The sequence below is a fragment of the Streptomyces sp. NPDC002446 genome, from assembly GCF_053595675.1.
The window spans coordinates 27,892-54,868 of sequence record NZ_JBSFYC010000030.1; the positions used below are offsets into that span (position 1 = coordinate 27,892).

General features: G+C 72.6%; 25 protein-coding genes. 9 read left to right on the top strand and 16 right to left on the bottom strand.

Annotation, left to right across the window (positions count from 1 at the left end; translation table 11 throughout):
* Nucleotides 1-129 precede the first annotated feature (129 nt).
* Both ACWD6P_RS18715 and ACWD6P_RS18720 read right to left on the bottom strand, forming a co-directional pair.
* The gene (locus tag ACWD6P_RS18715; RefSeq protein ID WP_451445206.1) at nt 130-675 is read right to left on the bottom strand and encodes an LppU/SCO3897 family protein; all 546 of its coding nucleotides are present in this window, start codon (nt 673-675) and stop codon (nt 130-132) included.
* A gap of 174 nt (nt 676-849) precedes the next feature.
* Entirely contained in the window at nt 850-1,284 is a 435-nt protein-coding gene (locus ACWD6P_RS18720) for a CBS domain-containing protein (protein ID WP_451445207.1), read from the bottom strand.
* A gap of 169 nt (nt 1,285-1,453) precedes the next feature.
* On the opposite strand from ACWD6P_RS18720, the gene ACWD6P_RS18725 reads away from it, so the two are divergent.
* Entirely contained in the window at nt 1,454-3,478 is a 2,025-nt protein-coding gene (locus ACWD6P_RS18725; protein WP_451445261.1) for a M3 family metallopeptidase, read from the top strand.
* Nucleotides 3,479-3,497: 19 nt separating this feature from the next.
* On the opposite strand, the gene ACWD6P_RS18730 is transcribed toward ACWD6P_RS18725, so the two are convergent.
* Complete coding sequence (locus ACWD6P_RS18730) at nt 3,498-4,115, bottom strand: maleylpyruvate isomerase family mycothiol-dependent enzyme (protein WP_451445208.1); 618 nt, start codon at nt 4,113-4,115, stop codon at nt 3,498-3,500.
* Nucleotides 4,116-4,200: 85 nt separating this feature from the next.
* Here ACWD6P_RS18730 and ACWD6P_RS18735 point away from each other — a divergent pair, with 85 nt between their 5' ends.
* Entirely contained in the window at nt 4,201-5,109 is a 909-nt protein-coding gene (locus ACWD6P_RS18735; protein WP_451445209.1) for a LysR family transcriptional regulator, read from the top strand.
* Between the two features lie 10 nt (nt 5,110-5,119).
* Here ACWD6P_RS18735 and ACWD6P_RS18740 read toward each other — a convergent pair whose 3' ends face one another.
* The 3 genes from ACWD6P_RS18740 to ACWD6P_RS18750 all read right to left on the bottom strand — a co-directional run bounded on the left by ACWD6P_RS18740 (nt 5,120) and on the right by ACWD6P_RS18750 (nt 8,028).
* Nucleotides 5,120-6,583, bottom strand: coding sequence for an SDR family NAD(P)-dependent oxidoreductase (locus ACWD6P_RS18740; RefSeq protein WP_451445210.1), 1,464 nt, complete (start codon nt 6,581-6,583; stop codon nt 5,120-5,122).
* Between the two features lie 141 nt (nt 6,584-6,724).
* Nucleotides 6,725-7,108: a PASTA domain-containing protein gene (locus ACWD6P_RS18745; RefSeq protein WP_451445211.1), complete on the bottom strand. Its 384-nt coding sequence runs from the start codon at nt 7,106-7,108 to the stop codon at nt 6,725-6,727.
* A gap of 26 nt (nt 7,109-7,134) precedes the next feature.
* Complete coding sequence (locus ACWD6P_RS18750; RefSeq protein WP_451445212.1) at nt 7,135-8,028, bottom strand: DMT family transporter; 894 nt, start codon at nt 8,026-8,028, stop codon at nt 7,135-7,137.
* 205 nt (nt 8,029-8,233) lie between these two features.
* On the opposite strand from ACWD6P_RS18750, the gene ACWD6P_RS18755 reads away from it, so the two are divergent.
* The 6 genes from ACWD6P_RS18755 (at nt 8,234) to ACWD6P_RS18780 (ending at nt 14,967) form a co-directional block, all read left to right on the top strand.
* Nucleotides 8,234-8,947 (top strand): flavodoxin family protein, encoded by a 714-nt coding sequence (locus ACWD6P_RS18755; RefSeq protein WP_451445213.1) that lies wholly within the window; start codon nt 8,234-8,236, stop codon nt 8,945-8,947.
* Nucleotides 8,948-8,972: 25 nt separating this feature from the next.
* Nucleotides 8,973-10,091, top strand: coding sequence for a PP2C family protein-serine/threonine phosphatase (locus ACWD6P_RS18760; protein ID WP_451445214.1), 1,119 nt, complete (start codon nt 8,973-8,975; stop codon nt 10,089-10,091).
* Nucleotides 10,092-10,183: 92 nt separating this feature from the next.
* The gene (locus ACWD6P_RS18765; protein ID WP_451445215.1) at nt 10,184-10,531 is read left to right on the top strand and encodes a hypothetical protein; all 348 of its coding nucleotides are present in this window, start codon (nt 10,184-10,186) and stop codon (nt 10,529-10,531) included.
* Nucleotides 10,532-11,008: 477 nt separating this feature from the next.
* Entirely contained in the window at nt 11,009-11,356 is a 348-nt protein-coding gene (locus tag ACWD6P_RS18770) for a hypothetical protein (protein WP_451445216.1), read from the top strand.
* A 502-nt stretch (nt 11,357-11,858) separates the two neighbouring features.
* Entirely contained in the window at nt 11,859-13,661 is a 1,803-nt protein-coding gene (locus ACWD6P_RS18775) for a M4 family metallopeptidase (protein ID WP_451445217.1), read from the top strand.
* Nucleotides 13,662-13,767: 106 nt separating this feature from the next.
* Nucleotides 13,768-14,967 (top strand): MFS transporter, encoded by a 1,200-nt coding sequence (locus ACWD6P_RS18780; protein WP_451445218.1) that lies wholly within the window; start codon nt 13,768-13,770, stop codon nt 14,965-14,967.
* A 27-nt stretch (nt 14,968-14,994) separates the two neighbouring features.
* Here the strand turns inward: ACWD6P_RS18780 and ACWD6P_RS18785 are convergent, their stop codons facing one another.
* The 3 genes from ACWD6P_RS18785 to ACWD6P_RS18795 all read right to left on the bottom strand — a co-directional run bounded on the left by ACWD6P_RS18785 (nt 14,995) and on the right by ACWD6P_RS18795 (nt 18,155).
* Nucleotides 14,995-16,212, bottom strand: coding sequence for a cytochrome P450 (locus tag ACWD6P_RS18785; RefSeq protein WP_451445219.1), 1,218 nt, complete (start codon nt 16,210-16,212; stop codon nt 14,995-14,997).
* Nucleotides 16,213-16,320: 108 nt separating this feature from the next.
* Complete coding sequence (locus ACWD6P_RS18790) at nt 16,321-17,394, bottom strand: isopenicillin N synthase family dioxygenase (protein ID WP_451445220.1); 1,074 nt, start codon at nt 17,392-17,394, stop codon at nt 16,321-16,323.
* 62 nt (nt 17,395-17,456) lie between these two features.
* Nucleotides 17,457-18,155 carry a TIGR03086 family metal-binding protein gene (locus tag ACWD6P_RS18795; protein ID WP_451445221.1) on the bottom strand — a complete coding sequence of 233 codons (699 nt, stop codon included), beginning with the start codon at nt 18,153-18,155 and terminating at the stop codon, nt 17,457-17,459.
* A 52-nt stretch (nt 18,156-18,207) separates the two neighbouring features.
* On the opposite strand from ACWD6P_RS18795, the gene ACWD6P_RS18800 reads away from it, so the two are divergent.
* Nucleotides 18,208-18,687, top strand: coding sequence for a MarR family winged helix-turn-helix transcriptional regulator (locus ACWD6P_RS18800; protein WP_451445222.1), 480 nt, complete (start codon nt 18,208-18,210; stop codon nt 18,685-18,687).
* Nucleotides 18,688-18,792: 105 nt separating this feature from the next.
* On the opposite strand, the gene ACWD6P_RS18805 is transcribed toward ACWD6P_RS18800, so the two are convergent.
* From ACWD6P_RS18805 to ACWD6P_RS18835, 7 genes are all read right to left on the bottom strand, one after another.
* Nucleotides 18,793-18,975: a hypothetical protein gene (locus ACWD6P_RS18805; protein WP_451445223.1), complete on the bottom strand. Its 183-nt coding sequence runs from the start codon at nt 18,973-18,975 to the stop codon at nt 18,793-18,795.
* Between the two features lie 84 nt (nt 18,976-19,059).
* The gene (locus ACWD6P_RS18810; RefSeq protein ID WP_451445224.1) at nt 19,060-20,367 is read right to left on the bottom strand and encodes an MFS transporter; all 1,308 of its coding nucleotides are present in this window, start codon (nt 20,365-20,367) and stop codon (nt 19,060-19,062) included.
* A complete protein-coding gene (gene pdxA, locus ACWD6P_RS18815) occupies nt 20,364-21,437 on the bottom strand; it encodes a 4-hydroxythreonine-4-phosphate dehydrogenase PdxA (protein ID WP_451445225.1) in 1,074 nt (357 codons plus the stop codon). Before pdxA ends, ACWD6P_RS18810 begins: the two co-directional genes overlap by 4 nt.
* Before the next feature lie 100 nt (nt 21,438-21,537).
* The gene (locus ACWD6P_RS18820) at nt 21,538-22,839 is read right to left on the bottom strand and encodes a four-carbon acid sugar kinase family protein (RefSeq protein WP_451445226.1); all 1,302 of its coding nucleotides are present in this window, start codon (nt 22,837-22,839) and stop codon (nt 21,538-21,540) included.
* Between the two features lie 93 nt (nt 22,840-22,932).
* Complete coding sequence (locus ACWD6P_RS18825; protein ID WP_451445227.1) at nt 22,933-23,706, bottom strand: DeoR/GlpR family DNA-binding transcription regulator; 774 nt, start codon at nt 23,704-23,706, stop codon at nt 22,933-22,935.
* A 103-nt stretch (nt 23,707-23,809) separates the two neighbouring features.
* Entirely contained in the window at nt 23,810-24,205 is a 396-nt protein-coding gene (locus ACWD6P_RS18830; RefSeq protein WP_451445228.1) for an SHOCT domain-containing protein, read from the bottom strand.
* 35 nt (nt 24,206-24,240) lie between these two features.
* Complete coding sequence (locus ACWD6P_RS18835; RefSeq protein ID WP_451445229.1) at nt 24,241-26,961, bottom strand: SpoIIE family protein phosphatase; 2,721 nt, start codon at nt 26,959-26,961, stop codon at nt 24,241-24,243.
* Between the last annotated feature and the right edge of the window lie 16 nt (nt 26,962-26,977).

Genomic DNA, 26,977 nt, shown 5'->3' on the forward strand with positions numbered 1-26,977 from the left:
TCCGTGGCGCCGCGGACGGCCTGCCCGCGCGAGCGGACCGGCCCGGGAACACCCCGCCTCGCCGGACGAGGTGAGCCGGACCGGCCCCGCGGCGCCGTTCGAACGGGGTGCCCGCCTCAGCGGGTCAGGTCAGACCTTGGTGAAGCAGAGTGTGTAACTGCCGCCACTGCGACGACGGCCCGAATAGTCGATGCCGTAGTCGGCGCGCTTCCCGTTCTGCCCGCACTCCTGGCCGGCGCCGTACAGCCGCTCCACCATCTTGTACTCGGCCTCTGCGGAGCTGCAGTCGACGATCGTCGGCACCGGGGTGCCGTTCGGGTCCTGGACCTTGACGCAGTCACCGACATCCGGATTGTGCTTCTCGGCCTCCTTGGCCCGCGCGGACGCCGAGGCCTCCGCCTTCGCCTTGCCGCCGTTGGGATCGGTGTTGTAGTTCCACACGTACCAGCCGACGCCGCCGAAGACGGCCAGCACGACGACGGCGGTGATCAGCCCGCGCAGGGGGCTCCGCTGCGGCGGCCGCTGCTGCCCGCCCCGCTGCTGCGGGTACGCGTGCGGCTGCGGGGGCTGCTGACCGTACGGCTGCTGCGGCTGTTGCTGCCCGTACGGCTGCTGCGGCGGATACCCGTAGGGCTGCTGCGGCGGCTGGTTCTGGTAGGGCGGCGGTGCGGACACGGCTGAGGTCCCCCATGGTTGACTGCACTGACAGAGGTCAACGTGATGTTGACCGGTGCAGGCTACCTGCCGGCATCGGCCCGCTATCAGGCAGTCCCCGCGCCGGGGGCGCGCCGGGCTGAAGCTCTCCCGACTCCAGTTCGCCGGTGCGCCAGGGCGTGTCTGCGCGGATTCTCAGGCGGTCGCGTACACGCGGGTCGCGAACTCCGCGATCTGTTTGTCGTTGAGGTTCTTGGCGACATTGGCCTCGGTGATCATTCCGACCAGGCGGTGGCCGCCCTTCACGTCGATCACCGGCAGGCGCTTGATGTGGTTGTTCTCCATCGTCTCCAGCGCCTTGGTGGCATCCGCGTCAGCGTCGATCCAGTGCAGTTCTCCGGCCAGGGAACCGGCCTGCACGCTCGCCGGGTCCACTCCTTCCGCGCAACAGGTGACGACGATGTCGCGGTCGGTGATCATGCCCGTCAGCTTGTTGTTGTCGCCGCAGATGGGCAGAGCCCCGACGTCGAGGTCGCGCATCATCTTGGCCGCGTCGTAGAGCGACTCGTGCGCACCCACGCAGCGCACGCCGCCGGTCATGATGTCTCGGGCTCGCAGTTTGCCGGCCATGGTTCCTCCCGTCTCAGGAGTGTTGCTTGCCTCGCCTTCGATGACACCACGAATGGCCCCACGTCGCTTCCCGGAGAGGGGCCCGGCCGACCGTATCCGGCGCCCTCCCTTCCGTATTCCGTGACTGCCGGACCCGGCGCCGCTCCCGGGCGTAGGGTCGACGCCCGTGATGGCGAACCCCTTCTTCGAACCCAGTGAGCTGCCCTACGAGCTGCCGCCCTTCGCGCGGATCCGGCACGAGCACTATCTGCCCGCCTTCGAGCGCGGAATGGCCGACCAGCTGGCGGAGGTCGCGGCGATCGCCGGCCGCGCCGAGCCGGCGACCTTCGAGAACACCGTGGAGGCGGTGGAGCGCACCGGTGCGCTGCTGGGCCGGGTCCGCCGGGTGTTCTTCAACAAAGCGGCGGCGGACACGGACGAGGAGACCCAGGCGCTGGAGGCCGAGATCGTGCCCCGGCTGGCCGCCCACGACGATGCGCTGCTGCTCGACTCCGCTCTGTTCGCCCGGCTGGACACGGTCTTCGAGCAGCGCGAACGGCTCGGGCTGGACGCGGAGCAGCTGCGGCTGCTGGAGCGCCACCACACGCTCCGGGTCCGGGCCGGCGCACGCCTCGCCCCCGAGCAGCAGCGCCGGCTGCGGGAGCTGAACACCGAGATAGCCGCCCGGAGCACCGAGTTCCGCAGGAATCTGCGCGCCGCCACCGCCGATGCCGCACTGGTGCTGGACCACGCCGAGGAGCTGGCCGGGCTGCCGCCGGACCAGATCGCCGCGGCCGCGGAGAACGCCCATGCCCTGGGGCACAAGGGCAAGTTCGTGCTCAGCCTGAAGAACTTCTCGAACCAGACGGAGCTCGCGGCGCTGGACGACCCCGCGCTGCGCGCGCGCCTGCTCGATGCCTCGCTCCGGCGCGGCAGCGACAGCAACGGCCCGGTCGCCGTCGCGCTGGCCGCGCTGCGCGCCGAGCGCGCCGCCCTGCTCGGCTTCGCCAGCCACGCCGACTGGGAGCTCGCGGACCGGACCGCCGGCACCACCGGCGCCGTCGAGGACATGTTCGCCCGGCTGGCCGCGCCCGCCGTCGCCAGCGCGGAGCGCGAGGCCGCGGCGCTGGCCGAGGCCGCCGGCGTCGCGGAGATCCACGCCGCCGACTGGCAGTACTACGCCGAGCGGGTCCGCAAGGAGCGGTTCGACCTGGACGCGGCCGCGCTGCGGCCCTACCTGGAGCTGGAGACCGTACTGCGCGACGGTGTCTTCCACGCCGCCCGGCTGGTCTACGGGATCACCCTGACCGAGCGCCCCGATCTGGTGGCGTACCACCCGGACGCCCGGGTCTTCGAGGTGCACGACGCCGACGGCAGCGAACTCGGGCTGTACATCGGTGACTTCCACGCCCGCGAGTCCAAGCGGGGCGGCGCCTGGATGGACTCGCTGGTGGTCCAGTCCCATCTGCTCGGCCAGAAGCCGGTGGTGGTCAACAACCTCAACATCGCCAAGCCGCCGGAGGGCGAGGCGGTGCTGATGACCTGGAGCGAGGTCACCACGCTGTTCCACGAGTTCGGGCATGCGCTGCACGGTCTGTTTTCCGACGTCCGCTATCCGCTGCTGTCCGGCCTCCAGGTGCCGCGCGATTTCGTCGAGTTCCCCTCGCAGGTCAACGAGGTGTGGGCGGACTGGCCCGAGGTGCTGGCCCACTACGCCCGGCACCATGTCACCGGTGAGCCGATGCCGGCCGGCCTGCCGGCCCGGCTGCGTGAGGCGGAGAACTTCGGCGCGGGCTTCCGGATGGTGGAGCACCAGGCCGCCGCGGTGCTGGACTGGGCCTGGCACACCCTGTGCGCGGACGGTGAGCTGCCGGGCGAGGGCGACGCCGAGGCGTTCGAGGCGGCCGCCCTGGAGCGCGCTGGTCTCGCCATGACGTCGATCCCCCCGCGCTATCGCACCGGCTACTTCGCCCACATCTTCACCAGCGGGTACGCGGCCGGGTACTACGGCTACCGCTGGGCGGAGGTGCTGGACGCCGACGCGGTGCGCTGGTTCAGCGAGAACGGCAAGACGGTCCGCGAGAGCGGTGAGATCTTCCGCCGGGAGCTGCTCGCCAAGGGCGGCAGCGTCGATCCGCTGGCGGCGTTCCGCGCGGTGGTCGGGCACGATCCGGAGATCGGGCCGCTGCTGGCCCGGCACGGTCTGGCCGGCTGACCCGGGCCGGACCGGCGCCTCAGCCGGCCATGAACCGGTGCTGCGGCTCCCCGCGGAGGCGTCCCGCGGGGAGCTTGCGGCCGAAGGCGACCAGCAGCAGGTCCTGGGCGGCGCCGGACAGCGGCGCGCCGGCGCCAAAAGACCAGTCGAGGTCGTCGGCGCGCAGGGCGACGCCGCCGAGGTCGGCGCCGAAGAACCTGGCGGACCTCGGGGTGACGTGCTCCAGGAGGAGGCGCACCCGGTCTTCGGGGACCCGGCGGTCGAGGCCGAGGGCGACGGTGATGTCGAGGCCGTGCACCACGTCGTGGCCCAGCGCGGAGGCGAGTCCGCCGACCGGGGGCGTCCAGGGGTGGTGGGCGTTGTCCCGGAGGAAGGCGGCGAGTTCGCCCGTCGAAGCGCCGGCCGCGTCCTTGCGGGCGAGCCGGTCGGCCACCTTGTTGATGTTGCCGCCCGCCTTGAGGAGTTCGGCGGCCACCTTGGGGAACGAGTAGCGGAATCCCATCGACATATGGGCCGCGACCTCCCGCACCCGCCAGCCCGCGCAGAGCGTCGGCGCGTCCCACTGCTCGTCCGTCAGCCCCGTCAACAGGTCGGCCAGCTCCCGCCGTTCGGCCGCGATCGCCGTTTTGATGTCCATGGCTACAAGGATCTTGCTCTGGCTGCCATAAGTCCAAGAGCTGGTGGTTCTCCGGCCCATAACCGGGAGTTCTAGAATCCGGCCCATGGAACTCCGGCAGCTGCAGTACTTCGTCGCGGTGGTGGAGGAGGCGAGCTTCACCCGCGCCGCGGCTCGTCTGCATCTGGCGCAGCCAGGGGTGAGCGCCCAGATCCGGCAGCTGGAACGGGAGCTCGGTCAGCCGCTGCTGGACCGCTCCGGCCGTTCGGTGACGGTGACGGAGGTGGGTGCGGCGGTGCTCGCCGCCGCGCGGGCCGCGCTCGCCGCCGTCGAGGGCATCCGGCACACCGTCGACGAGTTCACCGGACTGCTGCGCGGCCGGGTCGCGATCGGGCTGGTCTCGGGCGCCACCATCGGTGCCTTCGACGTGCCCTCCCTGCTGGCCGATTTCCACGACGACCACCCGCAGGTGGAGATCTCCCTCACCGAGGACACTTCGGAGCGGATGCTCGCCGCGCTGCACGCCGGCGAACTCGATGTCGCGGTGATCGGTCTCGCGCAGGAGGAGCCGCCGCAGGGGGTCTCCCTGCAGATCCTGATCGATGTGCCGCTGGTCGCCGCCGTTGCGCCCCACGATCCGCTCTGTGCGCCCCCGGGACGCAGCAGCGTCCCGCTGACCGCGCTGCGCGACCGCCCGTTGATCAGCCTCCCGCGCGGTACCGGCCTGCGCGGCGTGCTGGAGCGCGCCTGCGCGGACGCCGGCTTCCGGCCCCGGATCGCCTTCGAGGCGGCCGCCCCGCCGGTGCTGGCACAGCTGGCCGCCCGCGGTCTCGGCGTAGCGGTGATTCCGGCCGTGCCGGCGGAGGCGGCGGAGTCCGGGCTGCGGATGCTGAGGATCACCGGGCCGCAGCCGCGCGGCCGGGTCGCGCTGGCCTGGCGGACGAAGGGCCCGGCCACTCCGGCGGCCAGGGCGCTGCTGGAGCGGCTGCGCAGCGCCCTGCCCGCGCCCGGCTGAAGCCCGGGGCTCACCAGGCGGTCGGCGCGTAGTCCTTCAGGAAGCAGCCGAACAGGTCCTCGCCGAGTTCGCCGCGGACGATCGGGTCGTAGACCCGGGCCGCGCCGTCGACCAGGTCGAGCGGGGCGTGGAAGCCCTCGTCGGCCAGCCGCATCTTTTCGGGGTGCGGGCGCTCGTCGGTTATCCAGCCGGTGTCCACGGCGGTCATCAGGATGCCGTCGGTCTCCAGCATCTCCCGGGCGCTGGTGCGGGTGAGCATGTTCAGCGCGGCCTTGGCCATGTTGGTGTGGGGGTGTCCTGCGCCCTTGTAGCCGCGGCTGAACTGGCCTTCCATCGCGGAGACGTTGACCACGTACTTACGGCGCGCGGCGGCCGCGGCGAGCGCCGGGCGCAGCCGGCTCACCAGCAGGAACGGCGCGGTCATATTGCACAGCTGGACTTCCAGGAGCTCGACCGGGTCGACCTCGTCCACCTTCTGGATCCAGCTGTTGGTCGCGTGCAGGTCCGGCACCAGACCGCCCGCGTCGATCGCGGTGCCCGCCTCGATCCGGGCGGGCGAGGCGGAGCCGGTGGTCAGGGCGAGCGCGGTGACGTCCTCGGCGGTCAGCGCGCCGGGGGTGGCCGGGCGGGCGGCGGGGAGGGCCGCGGGGGCGCCGCTGCCGAAGTGGCCCAGGACGAGGGAGGCCGGCAGCTCCCCGGCGGGCAGGGGCGCGGACTCGGCGGCGAGCAGCTGCCCGTACGCCTCGGGCGAGCGGCGGACGGTCTGCGCGGCGTTGTTGATCAGGATGTCGAGCGGGCCCTGTGCGCTCACCTCGTCGGCGAGCGCGATGACCTGGGCCGGGTCGCGCAGGTCGATTCCGACGATCTTGAGCCGGTGCAGCCACTCCGCGCTGTCCGGCATCGCCTTGAACCGGCGGACGGCGTCGTTCGGGAAGCGGGTGGTGATCGTGGTGTGGGCGCCGTCACGCAGCAGCCGCAGCGCGATGTACATGCCGATCTTGGCGCGGCCGCCGGTGAGCAGCGCGCGCCTGCCGGTGAGGTCCGTACGGGCGTCGCGGCGGGCCCGGTTCTCCTGGGCGCAGGGCCGGCAGAGCTGGTGGTAGAACGCGTCGACCTCGGTGTAGCGGGACTTGCAGACGTAGCAGGACCGGGGGCGCTCCAGGATTCCGGCGATCTCCGTGCTGACCGAGCTGGTGAGGGCCAGGCCCTGGGTCTCGTCGTCGATCCGGCCGGGCGCTCCGGTGGCGGTGGCCGCGGTCACCGCACGGTCGTTGGCGGTCTTCGCCGCCCGGCGTTCCTGGCGTCGGCGCTGCTTGACCTTGCGGTAGATGCCGGCGGTGGCGCGGCGTATGGCGATCGCGTCGGGGTGGTCGAGCGGCAGCGCGTCCAGCTCTTCGAGCACGCTCAGGCAGACCGCCATCCGCTCCGAGTCGATACCCGCGCCATCGGCCCGGCCTGTTTCGGTCACCGTCATCGCCGCTGCCGCTTCCCTGGGATCGTACGTTCTATTTCTCTTGCTTCGGCGGAACTGTACGTAGACGGGGGCGGGTCCGCCAAACCGGTGCGCGCCGGGCGCCGGCCGCGGGCAGGGCGCAAGGGAATCCTCCGGAGCTGCTCACTCCGCGCCGGAACCGCACTGTTCGTCGTCCTTGACCACGGTGAGGGTGACCTTGCGGTCCGCCCTGGGCGTGCCGGGCGCCGGGGTCTGGTCGCAGACCTTCCAGGAGGACGGCCAGAGCACATGGCGGCCCGCCCCGCGCCCGTCCTTGAACTGGATCCCGGTGTCGTAGTCCAGCGCCTGGAAGGCCTCGACCAGGCCCTTGCCCGTCACATCGGGCATGGTGTGGCCGTCGGCGTGGGCGAGTCCGCCCATTGCCAGCGCGCAGAGGGCCAGCGCCGCGGCGGTGGCGGACTTCGCGGCGAGGGTCTTCGTGGCGACGGGCCGTGCGGTGCCGCCGTTCGCGCTGCGGGTGTGTGCGGTGAGGATGTCGTTCACCACCGGGAAACGATCCGTGCCGGAGACGGTCACTCGTGGTCAGCCGGCGCCCTTTCCCGGGCACCCACCAGGTCCCGGGCCAGGGCGCTGCGGGAGAGCAGTACGGCGCCCCACAGGACCAGGGCGATGCCCAGCGCCTCGGGGAGCAGCCACCAGCCGGTCCGCACCCGTTCGTCGAAGAGGGTGACGCCCAGCGACAGGCTCACCAGGGCGTCGCCGAGGGTGAGCACCGGCTGTGAGGCCGTGAGCGGTCCGGACTGCATCGCGTTTTCGAAGAGGAAGAGCGCCAGCACTCCGGCAGCCGCGAAGCCGTAGGTCTGCCAGGACGCGAAGAACGCGCCGGGGCCGCCGGTCTCCCAGGTGCGGGTGGCGTCCTTCATCAGGGCCGCGGTGAGTGCATAGCCGACCGCCGCGGCCGCGGCGAAGCAGGCCGCCCGTACGCCGCCCGCTCCCCGGCGCAGCGCGGCGCCGACCGCCGTGGCGATCACCGCGGCGCAGACCACCAGGGCCGGGACCCAGCGGCTGAACGGGGCCTGTTCGGTGCCGAGGGTCGGCGCGGCGGCCGCGAGGGCCGATCCGAGGCCGATGACGATCAGCGCCACGCCCCTCCAGCCGTCGCGGGAGATCCGCCCGCCGAGGAGCAGCCGCCCGATCAGCAGGGTCAGCGGCAGTTCGAGGACGAAGAGGGGCTGGACCACCGACAGCGCGCCGCGGGACAGCGCCAGCGCCTGGAAGCAGGCGGCGGCGATGACCGCGAGCATCCCGCCGAGCCAGGCGGCACGGTGCAGCAGATCGACGAGCAGGCCCAGGCGCAGCCCGGCGGAGAGCGGGACGGTGCGTGCGGCCCGGCGCTGGAGCACCGTCGCCAGAGCGTTGCTGGCCGCCGCGAGCAGCGCGAACAGCACGGCCGGCCATACGGTCATGCGTCCACCTCCTGCGCGCTGCCCGGCGCCGACGCTATCCGGACGGGGGTGGGCACCGGCGGACGACACGGGCACGGGACGGCGGCGATCCGGTGCCGCCGCGGCCCGGGGAATGACACACGTTCGGGCCGTCCCGGTGGCCCGCGGGTTCCGGTGGCTGAAGGCTGGGGGCGAGGGTGCGTCCGTCCCGCACAAGGAGTTACCGATGGCCCCCACGTACCGCTACGACGACCTGAGCGCCCTGTTCGTCAACTGCACGCTCAAGCGTTCCCCGGAGACGAGCAACACCGACGGGCTGGTCGACAAGAGCCGCGGGCTCATGGCGGACAACGGTGTGACCACCGAGGTGGTGCGGGCCGTCGACCATGACATCGCGACCGGGGTGTGGCCGGACATGACGGAGCACGGGTGGGCGTCCGACGCCTGGCCGGAGCTGTACGCGAAGGTGCGGGCCGCCGACGTCCTGGTGCTCTGCGGGCCGATCTGGCTCGGCGACAACAGCTCGGTGATGAAGCGGGTCATCGAGCGGCTCTACGCCTGTTCCAGCGTGCTCAACGACCGTGGCCAGTACGCCTACTACGGCAGGGCGGGCGGCTGTCTGATCACCGGCAACGAGGACGGGATCAAGCACTGCGCGATGAACGTCCTCTACAGCCTCCAGCACCTCGGCTACACCATTCCGCCGCAGGCCGACGCCGGCTGGATCGGCGAGGCCGGGCCCGGTCCCTCGTACCTGGACCCGGGCTCGGGCGGCCCGGAGAACGACTTCACCAACCGCAACACGACGTTCATGACGTGGAACCTGATGCATATCGCGGCGATGCTCAAGCGGGCCGGCGGCATCCCGGCGCACGGCAACCAGCGCACCGCGTGGGACGCCGGCTGCCGCCCGGACTCCGCCAACCCCGAGCACCGCTGAGCGCCCGGGACCGGGGCCGCGCCGTATGAGGGACGTTCCGATCCCGCCGTCCTCCCCCCGATGGCCCCGGTACGTCCGGTTCGCCCCGGGCGCCCTGGTCGTCAGCGGGCTCGTGTGGAACGCGCTGTCTCCGCAGGAGTACTGGGGCGATCCCATGCTGACGGCGGCCAGCGTGACGGCCGGTGCGCTGCTCTCGCTGCGGCACACGCTCGCGGTGGGCCTCGCCATCGTGTGCGGCGTCTTCGCGCTGACGGTGAAGGACGGCACCGCAGACGACATCGTGGGCCACCTGGAGCTCGCCAACACGCTCTTCGCCGCGCTCATGGGGGTCGGGGTCAATCGGGTGATCGCCCGCCACGGCCGCCATCTGGACGTCGTCCGTACGGTCGCGGAGGCCGCCCAGCGTGCCGTGCTGCCCGCACCGCCGGAGCGCATCGGTCCGCTGGCCATCGCGGCGCGCTACCAGGCCGCCCAGAGCGAGGCCCGGATCGGCGGCGACGCCTACGCCGTCCAGCGGACCCCGTTCGGCGTCCGGCTGCTGATCGCCGACGTGCGCGGCAAGGGACTGGGCGCGGTCAGCGCGGTGTCGGTGGTGCTGGGCGCCTTCCGCGAGGCCTCCCAGGAGGTGCCGGAGCTGGCGGAGCTGGCCGACCGGATGGAGCGCGCGCTGCTGCGGGAGAGCGAGCAGACCTCCGAGGAGGTCCGGCTGGAGGGCTTCGTCACGGCCCTGATCTGCGAGATCCCTGCGGGGGACGGCAGGCTGCGGCTGCTGAACTGCGGGCACCCCGCGCCGTACCTCTGCGTCGGCTCCGAGGTGCGCGCGCTGGAGACCGGCGAGCCGGGTCTCCCCCTGGGCATGGGCGTGCTGGGCGGGGCCCGGCCGGCTCCGGCCGACCGGCCCTTCCCCGCGGGCAGCACGCTGCTGCTGGTCACCGACGGCGTGACCGAAGCCCGCGACCGCAACGGAGCGTTCTACGACCCCGCGGCACAACTGGGGGGCCTGGGACCGTTCCGGGAACCGCGGGAGGTCATCGATCTGCTGGCGCGGGAGATCGAGCGCTGGACCGGCGGGCCGCGCGACGACGACATGGCGATGCTCGCGCTCACCCGTCAGCCGATGCCGGCGCCGAATCTCCTCGTGTGATACGGGCCTTGCGGGGCGAGAAATGAGAAGATCAAGCAGAGCATCAGCATCCGCACGAGCGAGCCATCGCTCCCGCGCAGATCGGAGTTGATGTGTCCGAGCACAGATCAGCACTGCACAACGGATCCGCACTCCACAACTCTTCGGCAGAGCAGAACAGTTCGGCGCCGCACGGCAGAGCGGCACGGCACGGCAGACCGGCCGCACACGGCGGTTCGGAACGGCCCGCGGGATCGGCGGCGCACGGCAGTCCGGCGCCGCAGGACAGATCCGCACTGCTGAGTCAGCGGGCCGCCGTCATCCTTCTGCTGGGTGTCCTCACCGCCATCGGCGCCGGGGTCCTCACCTGTTTCAACGGCGGCACCCTGCCGTCCGCGGCCCTGGTCGGCGGCGCGGCCTTCGGCGCCGGCGTCACCTTCTTCCATACGGTCATCGACTGAGCTCAAGTCCCGTGGCCGGCGCCGTACTTCGGCGAGCCGGGCGGTACCGTGCGGCGGCCTGCGGGACGCGATACCGCACGCGGTGACCACTGCGTGGCGGCCGGGGACGGTTTTCGCGGCCCCGCACGGTCGTGGTCGAGCAGCCGGTGCACGGCGGCGCGGACGGCGGCGCCGAGGCCCGGTGCGGGCGGGGCGGGCCCCGGGGCGGATTAGTTGAAGGAGAAACGTAGGAGGAAACGTATGCGGGTGGTGTGGCGGTGTGCGCCGGGGCCGCGTGGAGGCGCCGGGGCTGACGGACGGCGCCCGTGCGGCGCCCGCCGACTCCACAGCGTGACCGAGGTGCCGGTGTCCGGGGACCGATCCCGACACCGGCGGAATTCGCGGCCCCGCATACGCTGCGCGGCCGCACCGCTAGTGCCAGACTTGAGGCACCGCGCCCGGCCGCCGGCCGGGGCCCTTGTCGCCGAGGGGAACATCATGACCTGGGCATCTTGGACCACAGTCGGGATCCACGCCCTACCCGGCGCGGTTCGCACGGAAGAGATCGGCGTGATCAACGGCGACCTGACCATCCACACGACCTGGTCGGAGAACCTGGCCCATGTGGCCGTGCAGCACACCGGGTCCTCGGACTGGTACACCATGGCCGGCAGCCCCGTCCCCTGCCCGTCCGAAGAGGCCAGCCGCAGCTTCCACCAGGCCGTCGTCGAAGCCGTACGGGGCGGCGAGCGGGCCGATGCATCCCTGGAGGAGCTCTTCAATCCGCAGGGCGCGGCCGCTCCGGCGGATCAGCCGACCCAGACCCGCGGGCAGCGCGAGTCGTAGCGCGGACACTCCCTGAGGCCGGGGGCGGACACGCCGTGAGGCCGGGGACGGACACGCCGTAGCCCCTGTAGCCCCCGTAGCCCCGCCTGTCTCCCCAGGTCATCCATCGCCCGGCGCATAACGGCGCCGCTCCGTAGCGTGCGCGCACCGCGCCCCCGGCCCATCGGCCCGGCGCATCGGCCCGGCGCATCGCCCCCCCGAATCAGCCCGGCGCATCGCCCCGGCGATCCGTGCGGCAATTCGGTGCGGCAGTGGGGCAACCCTTTCGCGCCTCTCCGGGTCTCTTGAGACAGACCACAATTGGTCACCTTGTGACTACCCAAACATGACCAATTGTCAAATTTCGACGACAAATCTCGAATACTGATCATTTCGCTTTACATGCCCATGCCAGGGCATACAGGGTTTGCGCGGGGTCTCACGGCCCCCGCGGTGCGCAACAGCACCGCGTGTACGGGTGGTTGGCCTGCCCACCGCCCCACAGCGCTAAGGACCCCCATCAGTGCGTAGACCCCACATACGCAGCCGCCGCCTGGCCATAGCCGTCGCGGTGGCCACGGCCGCGACCCTCACGGCCGGAGTGGCGACCGCAGCCGCGACCACGGCGGCCCCGCCGGCCGCGGCCCCCTCCTCAACTCCCTCTGCTGACAAGGCCGTTGAAGCCGCCCGCAGCGCGGCGCAGGCGCACTCCCCGGCCACCGGAGTCGGCAAGCAGGACACCCTCAAGGCCGTCGACACGATGATCGACCCGGACGGCCGGCAGCATGTCCGTTTCGTCCGGACCCATCGCGGACTGCCGGTGCTCGGCGGCGACCTCGTCATCCATCTGACCGCCGACTCCGCGTACGAGGGCGTGACCCGGGCCTTCCGCCACGAGGTCCAGGTGCGCACCACCGACCCGAAGCTGTCGGCCGGTCAGGCCCGCTCCAAGGCCGCCGCGGTGGCGAAGGGCGACGCCGGCGAGGCCGAACTGGTCCTGGCCGCCCAGGGCGACCGGACGACGCTGGCCTACCAGGTGCAGGTCGCCGACAGCCGCACCACGGAGGCCGGCGGCGCCCGTACGGTCGTCCTCGACGCCGCCACCGGGTCGGTGCTCAGCAACACCCCGGAGAACGACTCGTTCCTCTCCCCCGCCCTCAAGGACAAGCTGCGCGAGCGGGGCGAGCGGCTCAACCCGGTGACCGGGCTGGTGGCCCCCGCTCCGCCCGCCGGGGACCAGGCGGCCGGGGCCGCCGGCTATCCGTCCGCGGCCAAGGGCACCGGCTCGTCGTTCTTCGTCGGCAGTGTGCCGCTGTCCACCACCAGGACCGCGAAGAAGTCGTACACCCTCAAGGACTCCACCCGGGGGAACACCGAGACCCGGGACGCCGGGGACAAGGAGCTGGAGAAGTTCACCAGCGGCAAGGCGTTCACCAGCACCACCAACCGCTGGGGCAACGGCACCACGGGCAACCGTGCCACCGCCGCCGTGGACGCCCAGTACGGCATCACCAGCACCCTGGACTTCTACAAGAAGACCTTCGGCCGCAAGGGCATCAAGAACGACGGCCGCGGGGCGCGCGCCCTGGTGCACTTCGGCAACAAGGTCGGCAACGCGTTCTGGTCCCCGGACTGCGGCTGCATGCTCTACGGCGACGGTGACGGCCGGACGTTCACCAAGCCGCTGGTCGTCCTGGACGTCACCGGCCATGAGCTCAGCCACGGCGTCGTCGACGCGACCGCGGGCCTGCGGCCCACCCGCGTCGACGAAGAGGGCAACCAGTTCGGCGAACCCGGCTCGCTCAACGAGTCGCTGGCGGACATCTTCGGCAGTGCGGTGGAGTTCGCCACCAACAACCCGAAGAACCCCCCGAACTACCTCCTGGGCGAGAAGCTCGGCCTGGAGCAGAAGTTCCTGCGCCGCCTGGACAAGCCGTCCCTCGACAAGCTCGAAGGAACCGTCGACTACTGGTCGAAGGAGTCCTACGACACCGAGGTGCACGCCGGCTCCGGTGTCTCCTCGCACGCCTACTACCTGCTCGCCGAGGGCAGCGGGAAGAAGAAGATCGGCGGCGTGACCTACGACTCCGCCACCTTCGACGGCTCCAAGGTGACCGGCATCGGGCGGAGCAAGGCGACGGCGATCTTCTACCGGGCGATGACCCGGTACATGGTCTCCACCACCGACTTCCACGACGCCCGGACCGCGACCCTGCACGCGGCCAAGGATCTGTACGGCGCCAGGAGCACCGAGTACAAGACGGTGAACAAGGCCTGGGCCGCGGTGAACGTGACGGCGGCCAACACTCCGTCAGCCAAGCACTGAGCACGGGCCCCGGCTCGTGGTGCCCCCGCCCGCCGGGCGGGGGCACCGTGCTTTCCCCGTCGGCGGTCCTCGACGTCACGGCCCGCCGGCGCCTACGTTTGAGCTCATGATCACCGATCGCGGCAGCGGGCAGCGGCGTCCCGGCTATCCGGTGGCGGCGGGCGTGTTCGCCATCGGCATGGCCGGTACGACCCTGCCGACTCCGCTGTACGGGCTCTACCGCGAGCAGCTGGGCTTCTCCGAGCTGATGGTGACCGTGGTCTTCGCCGTGTACGCCCTCGGCGTGATCACCGTTCTCTTCCTCGCGGGCAACCTCTCCGACGAGACGGGCCGGCGCCCGGCGCTGCTGTGTGCCCTGGGGCTGTCGGCGGCGAGCGCACTGTGCTTCCTCTTCGAGGGCGGGCTGCCGCTGTTGCTGCTGGGGCGGGTGCTGTCCGGGTTCGCCGCCGGCCTGTTGAGCGGTGCCGCCACCGCGGCCGTGCTGGAGCTGGCCAGGCCCGGCCAGGAAGGCCACGCGGGATTCGCCGCGACCGCCGCGAACATGGGCGGCCTCGGCTGCGGCCCGCTGCTGTCCGGGCTGCTGGCCCAGTACGCGCCCTGGCCGCTGGCCCTGCCGTTCCTGGTGCACCTGGTGCTGGTGGCCGTGGCGGCCGTGGCGACCTGGCTGCTGCCGGAGACCGTCGCGCACCCCCACCGGCCCCGTGCCCTGCGGCCCCAGGGGCTGCGCGTGCCGCCCGAGGTGCGCGGGGTCTTCGCTCCGTCGGCGGTCGCCGCCTTCGCCGGGTTCGCGCTGCTGGGCCTGTTCACCGCCGTCGCACCCGCCTTCGTCAGCCAGACCCTGGGCGTGCAGAACTTGGCCGTCGCCGGATTGATCGTCTTCACGGTGTTCCTGGGCTCGACCGCCGGGCAGCTGCTGACCGGACGGATCGGCGTGACCCGGGCGCTGCCGGTCGGCTGTCTGGTGCTGGTGGCGGGGCTGCTGCTGGTGGCCGCGTCCCTGGCCGTCGTCGCCCTGCCCGTCCTGGTCATCGGCGCGGTCTGCGGGGGCACCGGCCAGGGGCTGGCCTTCCGCGCCGGACTGACCGCGGTGGGCCGCGCGGCGCCGCCCGAGCACCGCGGCGGCACCATCTCGGCCTTCTTCCTCGTCGCCTACCTCGGCATCTCCCTGCCGGTCGTCGGGGTCGGAGCGCTCACCCTGGAGCTCGGCCTGCGCGGGGCGGGCCTGACCTTCGCCGCCTGCGTCATCGTGCTGGCGGTGGCCGTCGGCCTGTACGTCCTGCGGCGGCCGCTCCCCGGCACCGGCTGACCGGGCCCCCGGGGAGCCGCACCGGCCCTACCCGGCCGCCAGCCGTACCCGCAGCTGTTTCGGCCCCCGGGTGAAGACCCCGGCGTCGGCGGGCGCCGTACCGTCCGCGAAGTCCATGGCGGGAAAGGCGTCGAGGAGCTGGTTGACGCCGGTCTCGACCTCGGCCCTGGCCAGCAGGGCGCCTACGCAGAAGTGCCGGCCGAGGCCGAAGGCGACGTGCCGGGCGGCGGCGCTGAAGGCGCTGTCCGGGGTGAGGTCGGCGCGAAAGACGTCGAAGGCGTCGGGCCGCGCGTACCGGCTCTCATCGCGGTTGGCGGCACCGATCAGACAGGTGACCGTGGCGCCCGCGGGGACGGTGCCGCCGCTGAGGGTGACGTCCGCAGCGGGCTGACGCATGATCATCTGGACCGGCGGGGTGCAGCGCAGCGTCTCGGCGAAGGCGACCGGCACCAGCGACCGGTCGGCGCGTACCGCGGCGAGCTGCTCGGGGTGGGCGAGCAGATGGCGGAAGAGCAGCCCGAGGGCCTTGTCCGTGGTCTCGCCGCCCGCGGCCAGCAGCAGACTGACGAACGCGGTGATGTCCTGATCGCTCATCCGGACGCCCTCGACCTCGGCGGTGCAGAGCCTGGAGAGCAGGTCGTCGCCGGGTGCGGCACGGCGTTCCCGGATGACCGGGTGCAGATAGGCGGCGAGCTCGCGGCCCGCGCGGCGGCCGGCGTCCGCGACGCCGGGGTCCTGGGCGAGGTTGGACAGGAAGGCGACGACCGCGACGTACCAGCCGTGGAAGCGGTCGTGGTCGGCCCGGTCCAGACCGAGCATGTCGACGATCACGTTGATCGGGAAACGGGTCGCGAACCGCGCCACCAGGTCGGTCTCCTCCGCGTCGCGGAAGGCGTCGATCAGCTCGCGGGCGTTGCGCTCGATGACCGGGAGGAACGTCTCGCGCAGCTCCCGGCCGCGGAAGGCGGGGGCCACCAGGGCGCGGCGTACGGCGTGTTCGCGGCCGCTCATCTGCGGGAGGGTGCGGCCGCCGTGTGCCGGTTCGATCTGCCACGTGTAGTTGTCGCTGGTGAACACCGGCTCGCGGAAGGCCCGTTCCACGTCCTCGTACCGGGAGATCAGGTAGCTGTCGATGCCCTTGTCGTGGAAGAGCGGATAGTGCTCGCGCAGGATGCGGTAGGCGGGGTACGGGTCGGCCGCGAACTGGGCGGACAGGATGTCGGGCGGCGGGGGGATGCTGGTCACGGGCCGTGAGGCTAGGGACGGGCGGTGTCCCCGTCCAGGGTGCGTGTGGTGGTGCGCGGAGGCGGTCGGGGGCGCATGGCCGCCCGGGCCTCGCGCAGGGCCGGCGCGTCAGTCGTCGCGGGCGGCGCGCAGGCGGGCGGCCTCGCGGGGCGCGTTCTCGTTGGGCCGTCCCGCGCGGGAACCGGCGAGCTTCGCGGCGAGGTGCGCGCCGACCGTGGTGGGCGGGTAGAGCGGCTCGGTGCCGGCCGGGACACAGCCGGGCAGGCAGCCGATCTCCGCGTCCCAGTTGCCGTCGTGGAAGTACGCGGCCGAGCGGCGCCGGACGAGCCGTCCCGTGGCGTCGGTGGGCGGCAGGACCCTGTGCATCGTCGACAGCCAGCGGCCGTTGGTCCAACGGGCCAGCAGATCCCCGAGGTTGACCAGCAGACAGCCGGGCTCCGGCAGTACGTCGTGCCACTCTCCGCGGGTGTCGAGGATCTGCAGCCCCGGCACGCGGTCGGCCCACAGCACGGTGACGATGCCGTAGTCGGTGTGCGCGCCCATCCCCATCCGGGCGCGGCCGATGACGGTCTCCTCGTCAGGGAGCGGGTAGTGGTTCATGCGCAGCGTGTCGACGGAGTGGTCGGTGAACGGCACGAAGTAGCCCTCGCCCAGGCCCAGCGCGTGCGCGAAGATCCCGGTCAGCTGGCGGGCGAGGGCCCCGGCCTGGGCGCACCACTCCTCCACCGCCCGGCGAAAGCCCGGCAGCGGCGGCCAGATGTTGGCCGGGTACAGCGCCTCGGGGAGGTCCAGGCCGGGGTGGGCGGACGCTTCGGAGCCGACGTTGAAGGCCTCGAAGAGGTCCTCGGCGGCCGCGGGCACGCCCAGGCTCAGGCTGAGTTTCTCGGAGCGTGGCGGGGTGTAGCCGCGGTTGATGTCGGGGGACGGCGCACGCAGCTGCTTCTTCTCCTCCAGGGGAAGCGCGAAGAAGGCGTCCAGCGCGTCGGCGAGGGCCTGCGCCGTGGACTCGGGGATCCCATGCCCACGCAGCTGCAGAAAGCCGACGGTGCTCGCCGCCCGGTCGATCGCCGTCGCGATGGCCGCGCGGTGGCCGTCGGTGCCGGTGTGCCAGTCGGTGATGTCGATGACGGGTACCTCCGGTACGCCGTCCACGGTGGCGGCCCTTCCCGCGCTCGTGCCCATCGTGAGACGTCCCTTCGTCGGCGGGTGCGCTCCGCTCCACGGTGCGGCTCAGCACGTGTGGTTCAGCATTCTGCTGCACCGGCGCCGGGTGCCACCGGGCTGCGCCATTCCGGGGAGCGGCCGAGTGAGGTGAGGAGGTGTGCCAGGGGGCTCGCGTCGGCGTGCGCCGGGAGTGCGGGGCGAAAGGGGCTGCCGGGGGCGCGCCGGTTGTGGCCGTCGGGGACGGCGCGGGCTATCGGCAGGGCGGCCCGCAGGAGTTCGGGGCCGGGGTCGTAGGCGAGGTCCAGGGTGCGGGCGACGTCCCAGGCGTGCACCACGTAGTCGATGAGGTGGAAGCCGATCGCCCGGTGGGCGGGGAAGGTCCGGTCGGTGGTGAATTCGGGGAGGGCGAACGGGCGGTCGGGGGTGTCGACGGTCGCGAAGGCCGCGACGACCTTGTCGGCGGCCTGGTGGTACCGCGCGACGGGGTCGTCGCCGAGGGGGCGGACCGTCCAGTGCGCCGGGTCTTCGCCGTCGCCGAGCGCCGCCGCGGCGAATCCGTGGTGCTGGGCGGTCATATGGGCGAGCAGATCGGCCAGCGTCCATGCCGAGCAGGGTGTCGGCCGGGACAGATCACCGGGGGTGGTGCGGCGGACGAGGTCCACGCTGTCCTGGACCGCCTGGGCGTGGAGCCGCCTGAGGGTGTGCAGGCTCCCGCCGCCGCCATCCGGGCCCGTACCCGCGGCCGTGTCCGTACTCGCGGCCTCTTTATTGATATGCATGTGCTTACGATCTGCGTGAGCATACGAATTGTCAACGGGTATTTTCGTGACCATGGCCAAGAGCGCAGCCGACAGGGACACCACAGCCGGAGGGCGGCCGCACCGTCCCGACCTGGCGGCGATGGTCGTGCCGTTGGGGCGCGCCCTGATGGCCGCCGAGCGGCCGGTGCTCGACGCCCACGGCCTGACCATGTGGGCGTATGCGGTGCTGCTGCACCTCGACGAGACGCCGATCCGCACCCAGGCCGCGCTGGCCGAGGCCATCCGGGCCGACAAGACCCGCATCATCGCCGTCCTCGACGATCTGGAGGCACGGGAGCTGATTCACCGTCAGCCCGACCCCGGGGACCGGCGGGTGCGGCTGCTGTCCCTCACGGCCGAGGGGCGGCGGCTGCGGGATGCCGCACAGTCCGCGATCCAGCTGGGCGAGGAGCGGCTGCTCGCCCAGCTGCCGGCGGCGGACCGGTCCGGCTTCCTCAGGGGGTTGCAGGCGCTGTCCGCACTCCCGGAGCTGTCGGCCGGAAAGCCCTGACGGGCGCGGGCCGGGGGCCGGGCAGGTCCGGTCCCGCACAGATGCGCCGGTGCCGGCCGAACGACGTGGTCGTGGCGGCCGGCACCGACGGATTGCCGGTCGTGATTACTTGCGGCCCTTGCCGCAGCCCTTGCTGAAGACCGGTTCGCCGTCCTTGAAGCCTGCGAAGAACCAGCAGTGGTGGTGGCGGTCCTTGTGGTCCTTGCCGTGAGCCAGGGTGGCGCTCGCACCGCCCATGACGATGGTGGTTGCCAGGGCGCTGGCGGCGATCGCGGCGCGGATGCGCATGTCTGCTCCTCAGGAGGATCAAAAGGGGTGTTTAGACCCTCTCAGGGATCACCTTCGCCGCTTCCCGCAAAACCTGACTCCTCGTTAATTGGGCGAGTCGGAGTAAGACACCGCGGTCGGCGCTCTGTTCACCGCCGGTCGCCGCTGCGGCAGACCGAAGGTCACCAGCGCCACGGCCACGGCGAGGAAGGCGGACAGTACGGCGAAACCGGTCACACTGGAGCCCGTGGTGTCGGTCAGCCAGCCGACCAGATAGGGGCCGGCGAATCCGCCGAGGTTCCCCAGGGCGTTGATCAGGCCCATGGCGACGGCCACCACGTCAAGGCGGAGCAGCTCGCCGGGGATCGCCCAGAAGGGGCCGTACGGGGCGTAGACCGCGGCGGCCGTCAGGCACAGCAGCAGCATCCTGGGCAGCGCACCGTCCACCGCCTGGCCCAGCAGCAGGGCCGCGATGCCCACGAGGAGGGGGACGGCCACCGCCTGCCGTCGTCTGCCGGTGCGGTCGGACCACGCGGCGTTGGCGATCATGACGGCCAGGGCGACGGTGAAGGGGATCGCGGTGAGCAGCCCGACCTCGGTGGGCGATCCGTCGTGGGTCAGCTCCTTGATGACGGACGGCAGCCACAGGTTGAAGCCGTAGAAGCCGGTGATCCAGAAGAAGTAGACGCCGATGAGCGCCAGGACCGGCCGCTGTGTGACCGCGTCGAGGTACGAGCCGCCGCCCGCCGGTGGCTTGGCGGCCTCGTCGGCGGCGATCGCGCGCTCCAGGTGGCCGGCCTCGGCGCGGGAGATCCACCGGGCCTGCGCGGGCCGGTCGGCGACGGTGAACCACCAGACCACCGCCCACAGCAGGGGCGGCAGGCCCTGGAGCACCAGGACCCAGCGCCAGCTGGCGTGGTCGAGCATCCAGCCGGACAGCGGAGCCATCAGGACCGAGGACAGCGGCAGGCAGGCCATCCACAGCGCGTTGGCGCGGGCCCGCTCGCGCAGCGGGAACCAGGAGGCGAGCAGGATGAGGACCGCGGGCCAGACACCGCCCTCGAAGAAACCCAGCACGAAACGGGCCACGTAGAACTGCGACTTCGTCTGCACGAGGCCGGACAGCGCGGCGGCCAGCCCCCACGCCAGCATGAGCAGCAGCACCGTCTTACGGGCGCTCCAGCGCTGTGCGAGGATCGCGGCCGGGATCTGCAGGAAGACATAGCCGACGAAGAAGACGCCGCCGACCAGCCCCTTGTCGGCGTTGGACAGCTCCAGGTCGCCGTGCAGGTACGGGAGGATGACGGAGACGTTGTTCCGGTCGAGGTACGCCAGCATGTACATGACGGCGGCGACGGGGATGACGTACACCCAGCGCTGGGCGGGGGCGGCCCCCGCGGTCGGTTCCGTCATCGGGCGGCTGCCGCTCCGTAGGCGGCGCGGATCCGGTCGGTGCAGCCGCTGAATTCGGCGGCGGCGCGGAAGGCCGCGGCCATGGTGCCGTGCGAGGCGCGGCCGCTGCCCGCAATGTCGAACGCGGTGCCGTGGTCGACGGAGGTCCGCAGGATCGGCAGGCCGACGGTGACGGATACCGTGCCGTCGAAGTCGACGGTCTTGGCGGGGATGTGGCCCTGGTCGTGGAAGTGGGAGAGCACGCCGTCGAAGCGGCCTTCGAGGCCCTGGTGGAAGACCGAGTCGGCGGGGACCGGCCCTACGACGCCGAGGCCTTCGGCGGCCGCCTTCACCACCGCCGGGCGCAGAGCGGTGATCTCCTCGTCGCCGAAGTGGCCGCCCTCGCCGCCGTGCGGATTGATCGCGGCGACCGCGAGCCGGGGCTCGTCATGGCCGAAGACGCGCAGTGCGGTGACCGCGTGCCGGATGGCGGCCGCGACCCGCTCCTCGGTGATCTGGTCGAGGGCCTTGCGCAGCGCGAGATGGCGGGTGGTGAAGAAGATCTTGAGGCCGCGGACCACGAACATGGTGTCGAAGTGTGCGGCACCGGTGAGCTCGCCGAGCATCTCGGTGTGGCCGAGGTGCCGCGAACCGGCGGCCCAGATGGCCTCCTTGTTGATCGGCGAGGTGACGATGCCGTCGACCTCGCCGGCGAGCGCGGCGCGGGTGGCCGCCTCGATCGCGGCCACGGCGGAGCGGCCCGCGACCGCGTCGACCGTGCCCCAGGGGAGGTCGCCGGGCGCGATGCCGAGGTCGAGCACGTCGATGGTCCCGGGCTCGAACCGCGCCTCGCCGACCGCGCCCACCGCGTTGACCTCGACGTCCAGCCCGCAGACGGCGACGGCGCGGCGTAGCGCGGCGGCGTCGCCGACGGCCAGGCCGCGGCCGAGTGCGGCGGTCGCCGGGTCGGCGAGCGTACGGGCGGTGATCTCGGGGCCGATGCCGACGGGATCGCCGAGGGTGACGGCGAGGACGGGCAACGGGCGGCCGGAAGCGGAGCGGTGGCCGGCCGGCGGCTGAGGGGTGGTCATGGCTCGCCTTTCACGGTGCGGTTGCGGGGTTCCTGGGCGCGCGGGGGCGGGGCGGGGCGTCGAGTGGGCGTGCGGTGGGCGGTGCGGGGTCCGGTGGCGGTCATGAGGCGCTCAAGGCGCGGCCGAGGGTGTGCCGGGTGCAGGCCGCGCGCAGATGCTCCAGGCAGTCGCGGGCGGCGTCGGGGCCGCCGATCAGTCCGCCCTTCGTGGCGAAGAGCAGTCCGTCGTGCGGGCCGCCGACCAGATGTCCGGCGATGGCCAGCGGCAGTACCTCGGTCTCGATGGCGAAGCCGTCGGCGCCCAGCGCCGAGGTGACGGCCGCGGCGACATCGCCGCCCGACGCGTACAGCCCGCCGGGGCTCAGTTCGGCGACCGCTCGCCGGGACACCTCGGCCAGACAGCGCAGGATGCGCCCGGCGGTCCTGGGATCGGGTACCGCGACGCCCGCCCCGAGGGCGGCCGCCGGCGGCTCGGCGGCGACCCGCACGCCGAGCACCGTCGCGCCCTCCTGCGCCGCCGCCCGCAGGGCCGAGAGCACCCGCTCGGGGTCCGGGTCGGCGGGGTCGAGGCCGGCCCAGCGGGCGCCGAGCGCCGTTTCCGTACGGGCGAGTTGGGTGCGGGTGCGGTCCGTGACGCTGCCGACGACGGCGAGGACGCGGGCGGCGGGGCCGCTCTCGGGGCGCAGGCCCAGCTCGGCGGCGAGGGCGGCGCCGAACGGTCCGGAGTCCAGCGCGACCCAGCGGATGCCGTCCTCCTCGGCGAGGCGGGCGGCGGCGGCCGCGACCGTGCGCAGATGGGCGTTCTCGGTGGCATCGCAGACCGTGATCTCGGTTCGGCTCGCCCGCAGCGCCGCGGCCACCGCCTCCACGCCGCGCTCGACCACGTCCAGCGCCAGTTCGCCCGTGGTGCGCCGGCTCTGTGCGCCCAGGACGTCCGCGACCCGGGAGTGCCGTACGGGGTCGAACGGGTCGCGGGCGGCGGCCGTCCGGGCCAGCGGCACACCGTCGACCAGGTGCAGACCGCCGACCGTGCTGCGGCCGGCGTCGGGGAAGGCGGGGACGGCCAGGGTCCGGATCCGGGCCGAGGGCTCGCGGGCGGTGAGGACGTCGACCACCGCGTCGAGCTCGCTGCCGGGGTTGCCGCGCAGGGTGGTGTCGACCCGCTTGACGGTCAGGGGTGCGGTGCCCGCCGTCTCCGCGGCGGCGCGGACGGCGGCGTAGGCACGGTCAGGGGTCCAGTGGCGGGAGGCGGTGTTGACGACGAGGACGTCCACCCGGTCCGCGTAGCGCTCGGCCTGGCTGAGCGCGCCGACGGTGACGGCCCGCAGGCCCAGCCGCGCATAGAGCGCGCCGGTCGCATTGCTTCCGGTGAGGTCGTCTCCGATGACGAGCACCTGGGCCATGAGGCCTCCCCCCGAAGTGACTGAACCGCGCAACATTTGCTGCACGGTTCACGCAATATGCGCACTCAGGGTGGCCAGCGGCCCCACACGCTGTCAAGGGGTGTGCACCGGCCGCACCGTCCATCCGGCGTCCGCGAACGCCGCCAGCCGCCGCTCCTCGCCCCCGGAGATCAGGCCCGTGCCGGCCGGCGTCACCGCCCAGTAGGGGAAGCCCGCTCCCCCGCTCAGCTTGGAGCGGTCGGCGAGCACCCAGGCGGCGCGGGCGCACTCGGCCATCGTCTCCTTCAGGGCGGCCTGTTCGAGGTCGGGGCAGTTGATGCCGCGCCGGGGGTCGAGCGCGTCGACACCGAGGAAGGCGACGTCCGGGGTGAGCCGGCGCAGCGCCTGTTCCGTACGGGTGCCCAGCAGCGACTCGTTGGGCCGCCGCAGCCGGCCGCCCAGCACCACGACCTCCACCGCCGCGTCCGCCAACTCGACCAGCGAGGAAAGCCCGTTGGTGACGACGGTGACGTCGGTGCGGTCGCGCAGCGCGTGCGCCAGCCGCGCCACGGTGGTGCCCGCGTCGAGGAGCACCACGTCGCCGCTGCGGACCAGTGCGGCCGCGGCGCGCGCGATGGCGTCCTTCTCGGTGCGCCGGTCGCGCTCCTTGTCGTGCCGGGACCGCTCCACCGCGCGGTGGTCGACCGCGCCGCCGTAGGTACGGGTGATCCGGCCGAGCGCCGCCAGCGTGGCCAGATCGCGGCGGACCGTGGACAGCGAGACATCGAACTCGGCCGCCAGGTCGTGCACGCTGATGTCGCCCGCACCGAGCAGCTCCACCATCCGCTCCCGTCGGCGCCGGGTGGCCGAGCGCTCCCCACTGGTCACGTCACTCTCCGCCTCTCAAGTTGCGCGATTCACGCAACTTGAGATTAACAGCCGTGGAGACGGCAGCGGAGTCCCGAAGGCATCCTCCGTAGGGCAAACGCCGTCAGGCGAGCACCTTGGCCTTGGCCTTCTGGAACTCCTCCTCGGTGATGTCCCCGTGGTTCTTCAGCTCGGCGAGCTTGGCCAGGGAGTCCGCGTGCCGGGCGGTCTGCTCCTCCGTCCTGACGGTCTCCCGGAGGTAGGCCTGCACCTGCCTGTGCTGCCGCTCGGCCTGCGCGATCTCGCGTTCGGTCATTCCGTGGCCGCGCGCGATCACATAGATGAAGACGCCGACGAAGGGCAGCACGATCGCCAGGATGAGCCACCCCGTTTTGGCCCAGTTGTTCATGTCCTGGCTGCGGAAGATGTCTCCGACGATCCTGACCAGCAGGAACAGCCACATGACCCACAGGAAGATCAGGCACATCGTCCAGAATGCGTTGAGCAGCGGGTAGTCCATCACGGCCTCCTTCGGATGCGCGCCGTGCCGTCACCTCAAGGATCCCCGCCCTCGGCCACCGCCGCGAACACTGCCTCGCCGGCCAGCGTCTGCTCCGTCCAGATGACCTTGCCCCCGGCGGTGTAACGGGTCCCCCAGCGCTCGGCGAGCTGGGCGATCAGGAACAGCCCGCGGCCGCCCTCGTCCGTGGTGGCGGCCTGCCGCAGATGCGGCGAGGTGCTGCTGCGGTCGGAGACCTCGCAGATCAGGGCGGTGTCGCGGATCAGCCGTACCCGGATGGGACCGGAGGCGTAGCGGATGGAGTTGGTGACCAGCTCGCTGAGGATGAGCTCGGTGGTGAACGCTTCGTCCGCCAGCCCCCACTCGATCAGCTTGCGGACCGCCGCGGCCCTTATCTGGGCCACCGCCGACGGGTCGGGCGGCACGTCCCAGTCGGCGACATGGGCGGCGTCCAGCACCCGGGTCCGGGCGACCAGCAGCGCGATGTCGTCGCTGGGGCGCTCCGGCAGCAGCGCGCCGAGCGCCGCCTCACAGGTCTCCTCGGGTGTCCGCTGGGGGCGGCCGGCGAGGGTGCGGTGCAGCAGCGCCATCCCCTCGTCGAGGTCCCGGTCGCGGTCCTCGACGAGCCCGTCGGTGAACAGGACCAGCCGGCTGCCTTCGGGCAGTTCCCGCTGCCAGGTCTCGAAGGGCAGACCGCCGAGCCCGAGCGGCGGCCCGCCCGGCACCTCGGCCGTCTCGGCACCGCCGTCCGGCCGCAGCACCACGGGCGGGACATGCCCTGCGCGGGCCATCGTGCAGCTCCCGGTCGCCGGGTCGTAGATGGCGTAGAGGCAGGTGGCGCCGGTGACCCCGGCCCCCTCGCGGTCCTCGGTCCCCTCGTCCTGGTCGATGCGGGTGACCAGCTCGTCGAGGTGCCAGAGGATCTCGTCGGGCGGCAGGTCCAGATTGGCGAAGTTGTGGACCGCGGTGCGCAGCCGGCCCATGGTGGCCGCGGCGTGCAGGCCGTGCCCGACGACATCGCCGACCACCAGCGCCACCCGGGCCCCGGGCAGCGGAATGATGTCGAACCAGTCGCCGCCCACCCCGCCGAGCCCGCTGTGGCCGGCCTGTGCGGGCAGATAGCGGTAGGCGGCCTCGACGGCGTTCTGTTCCGGCAGCGCGCGCGGCAGCAGGCTGCGCTGCAGGGTGACGGCCATGGTGTGCTCGCGGGTGTAGCGGCGCGCGTTGTCGATGCTCACTCCGGCACGGGCGACCAACTCCTCGGCGAGGGAGAGGTCCTCCTCCTCGAACGCCTCGGGCTCCTGCGAGCGCCAGAACATCACCACGCCCAGGAGGGCGCCGCGGGCCCGCAGCGGCACGGCGATCATCGAGTGGATGCCGCATGCCACGATCTTCCGGGCCCGCTGGGGGTTCTGCAGATGCCAGCCGGAGAAAGCGGTCAGGTCGGCTTCGAGGACCGGTTCGCCGCTGGTGATGCCGGCGCCGACGGAGGCGGTCGGGTCGAAGCGGATCAGACTGCCGACGGCGTACAGGCCGCTGTCCGGCGGTACGCCGGTGGCCGCGGTGCGCCGCATCCCGCTGCCCGCACCGGCGGAGACCGCCGGCTCCTCACCGGTCAGCACGTCCTCGGCCAGGTCGACGGTGACGATGTCGGCGAACCGGGCCGCGGCGAACTCCGCCAGCTCCTCGCAGGTGCGCACCACGTCGAGGGTGGTGCCGATCTCGGTTCCGGCGTCGTAGAGCAGCTTGAGGCGCCCGCGGGCCACATCGGCCCGGCCGGTCAGCGCCCGCAGCTCGGTGGTGTCCCGCAGCGTGGTGACGCTGCCGGGCGGGCCGCCGGCCTGTGCCGTCGAGCGCTGGTTGACGGCCAGCAGCCGTTCGCCGACCGGGTGCACCTCGTCGGTGACGGCCCGGCCGGAGGCCAGCAGATGGGCGGTGGCGGGGTCGAGACCGAGGTCGGGGATCCGGCGGCCCTCGACGTCCGGCGGCAGATCGAGGAGCCGGCGCGCCTCGTCGTTGGCCAGCAGCACCTTGCCGTCGCCGCCGACGATGATCACGCCTTCGCGTACGGCGTGCAGCACCGCGTCGTGGTGCTCGTACATCCGGGTCATCTCGGCGGGGCCGAGGCCGTGGGTCTGGCGGCGCAGCCGTCGGCTGACGAGTGCGGTGCCGCCGGTGGTGAGGATGAGGATGCCGGCCGCGGTGCCGAACAGCAGCGGGAACTGGTCGTCGACGACGCCGCTGACCTTCTCGATGGTGATGCCGGCCGAGACCAGCCCGACCACCTTGCCGTCGCCGTCGAAGACCGGCACCACGGCCTGGACGAGCGGGCCGATGGTGCCGACGATCTTCTCGGTGACCACTTTGCCGGCCAGCGCCGGCTTCAGCGTGCCGACGAACTTCTTGCCGATCCGGTTGGGGATCGGATGGGTGTAGCGGATGCCCTGGGTGTTCATCACGACGATGAAGTCGACGCCGGAGCGCTTGCGGGCGGCCTCCGCCCGCGCCTGCAGCACGACGGTCGGATCGGGGCTCCGCAGCGCCGCCTCGGTGCCGGGCGCGTTGGCGAAGGACTCGGCGACGGCGACCGATCTGTGCCGGGCCTCGCGTTCGGAGTCGGTCCGGGACTGCAGCACGAGCGCCGCCATGGCGGCGGCGACCAGCAGCACCACGATCGCCACCTGCAGGAGAAAGACCTGACCTGCGACAGTTCGCATCCTGAGAACCGAACGCGGGCGGCCGTAGCGTCCGGCCATGTCCTCTTTCTACACC

Excerpts from the sequence above, each read along its gene's own strand:
- ACWD6P_RS18720 (WP_451445207.1), bottom strand. The coding sequence starts at position 1,284 with ATGGCCGGCAAACTGCGAGCCCGAGACATCATGACCGGCGGCGTGCGC.
- ACWD6P_RS18725 (WP_451445261.1), top strand. The coding sequence starts at position 1,454 with ATGGCGAACCCCTTCTTCGAACCCAGTGAGCTGCCCTACGAGCTGCCG.
- ACWD6P_RS18730 (WP_451445208.1), bottom strand. The coding sequence starts at position 4,115 with ATGGACATCAAAACGGCGATCGCGGCCGAACGGCGGGAGCTGGCCGAC.
- ACWD6P_RS18735 (WP_451445209.1), top strand. The coding sequence starts at position 4,201 with ATGGAACTCCGGCAGCTGCAGTACTTCGTCGCGGTGGTGGAGGAGGCG.
- ACWD6P_RS18740 (WP_451445210.1), bottom strand. The coding sequence starts at position 6,583 with ATGACGGTGACCGAAACAGGCCGGGCCGATGGCGCGGGTATCGACTCG.
- ACWD6P_RS18750 (WP_451445212.1), bottom strand. The coding sequence starts at position 8,028 with ATGACCGTATGGCCGGCCGTGCTGTTCGCGCTGCTCGCGGCGGCCAGC.
- ACWD6P_RS18755 (WP_451445213.1), top strand. The coding sequence starts at position 8,234 with ATGGCCCCCACGTACCGCTACGACGACCTGAGCGCCCTGTTCGTCAAC.
- ACWD6P_RS18760 (WP_451445214.1), top strand. The coding sequence starts at position 8,973 with ATGAGGGACGTTCCGATCCCGCCGTCCTCCCCCCGATGGCCCCGGTAC.
- ACWD6P_RS18770 (WP_451445216.1), top strand. The coding sequence starts at position 11,009 with ATGACCTGGGCATCTTGGACCACAGTCGGGATCCACGCCCTACCCGGC.
- ACWD6P_RS18780 (WP_451445218.1), top strand. The coding sequence starts at position 13,768 with ATGATCACCGATCGCGGCAGCGGGCAGCGGCGTCCCGGCTATCCGGTG.
- ACWD6P_RS18790 (WP_451445220.1), bottom strand. The coding sequence starts at position 17,394 with ATGGGCACGAGCGCGGGAAGGGCCGCCACCGTGGACGGCGTACCGGAG.
- ACWD6P_RS18795 (WP_451445221.1), bottom strand. The coding sequence starts at position 18,155 with ATGCATATCAATAAAGAGGCCGCGAGTACGGACACGGCCGCGGGTACG.
- ACWD6P_RS18800 (WP_451445222.1), top strand. The coding sequence starts at position 18,208 with ATGGCCAAGAGCGCAGCCGACAGGGACACCACAGCCGGAGGGCGGCCG.
- ACWD6P_RS18805 (WP_451445223.1), bottom strand. The coding sequence starts at position 18,975 with ATGCGCATCCGCGCCGCGATCGCCGCCAGCGCCCTGGCAACCACCATC.
- ACWD6P_RS18810 (WP_451445224.1), bottom strand. The coding sequence starts at position 20,367 with ATGACGGAACCGACCGCGGGGGCCGCCCCCGCCCAGCGCTGGGTGTAC.
- pdxA (WP_451445225.1), bottom strand. The coding sequence starts at position 21,437 with ATGACCACCCCTCAGCCGCCGGCCGGCCACCGCTCCGCTTCCGGCCGC.
- ACWD6P_RS18820 (WP_451445226.1), bottom strand. The coding sequence starts at position 22,839 with ATGGCCCAGGTGCTCGTCATCGGAGACGACCTCACCGGAAGCAATGCG.
- ACWD6P_RS18830 (WP_451445228.1), bottom strand. The coding sequence starts at position 24,205 with ATGGACTACCCGCTGCTCAACGCATTCTGGACGATGTGCCTGATCTTC.
- ACWD6P_RS18835 (WP_451445229.1), bottom strand. The coding sequence starts at position 26,961 with ATGGCCGGACGCTACGGCCGCCCGCGTTCGGTTCTCAGGATGCGAACT.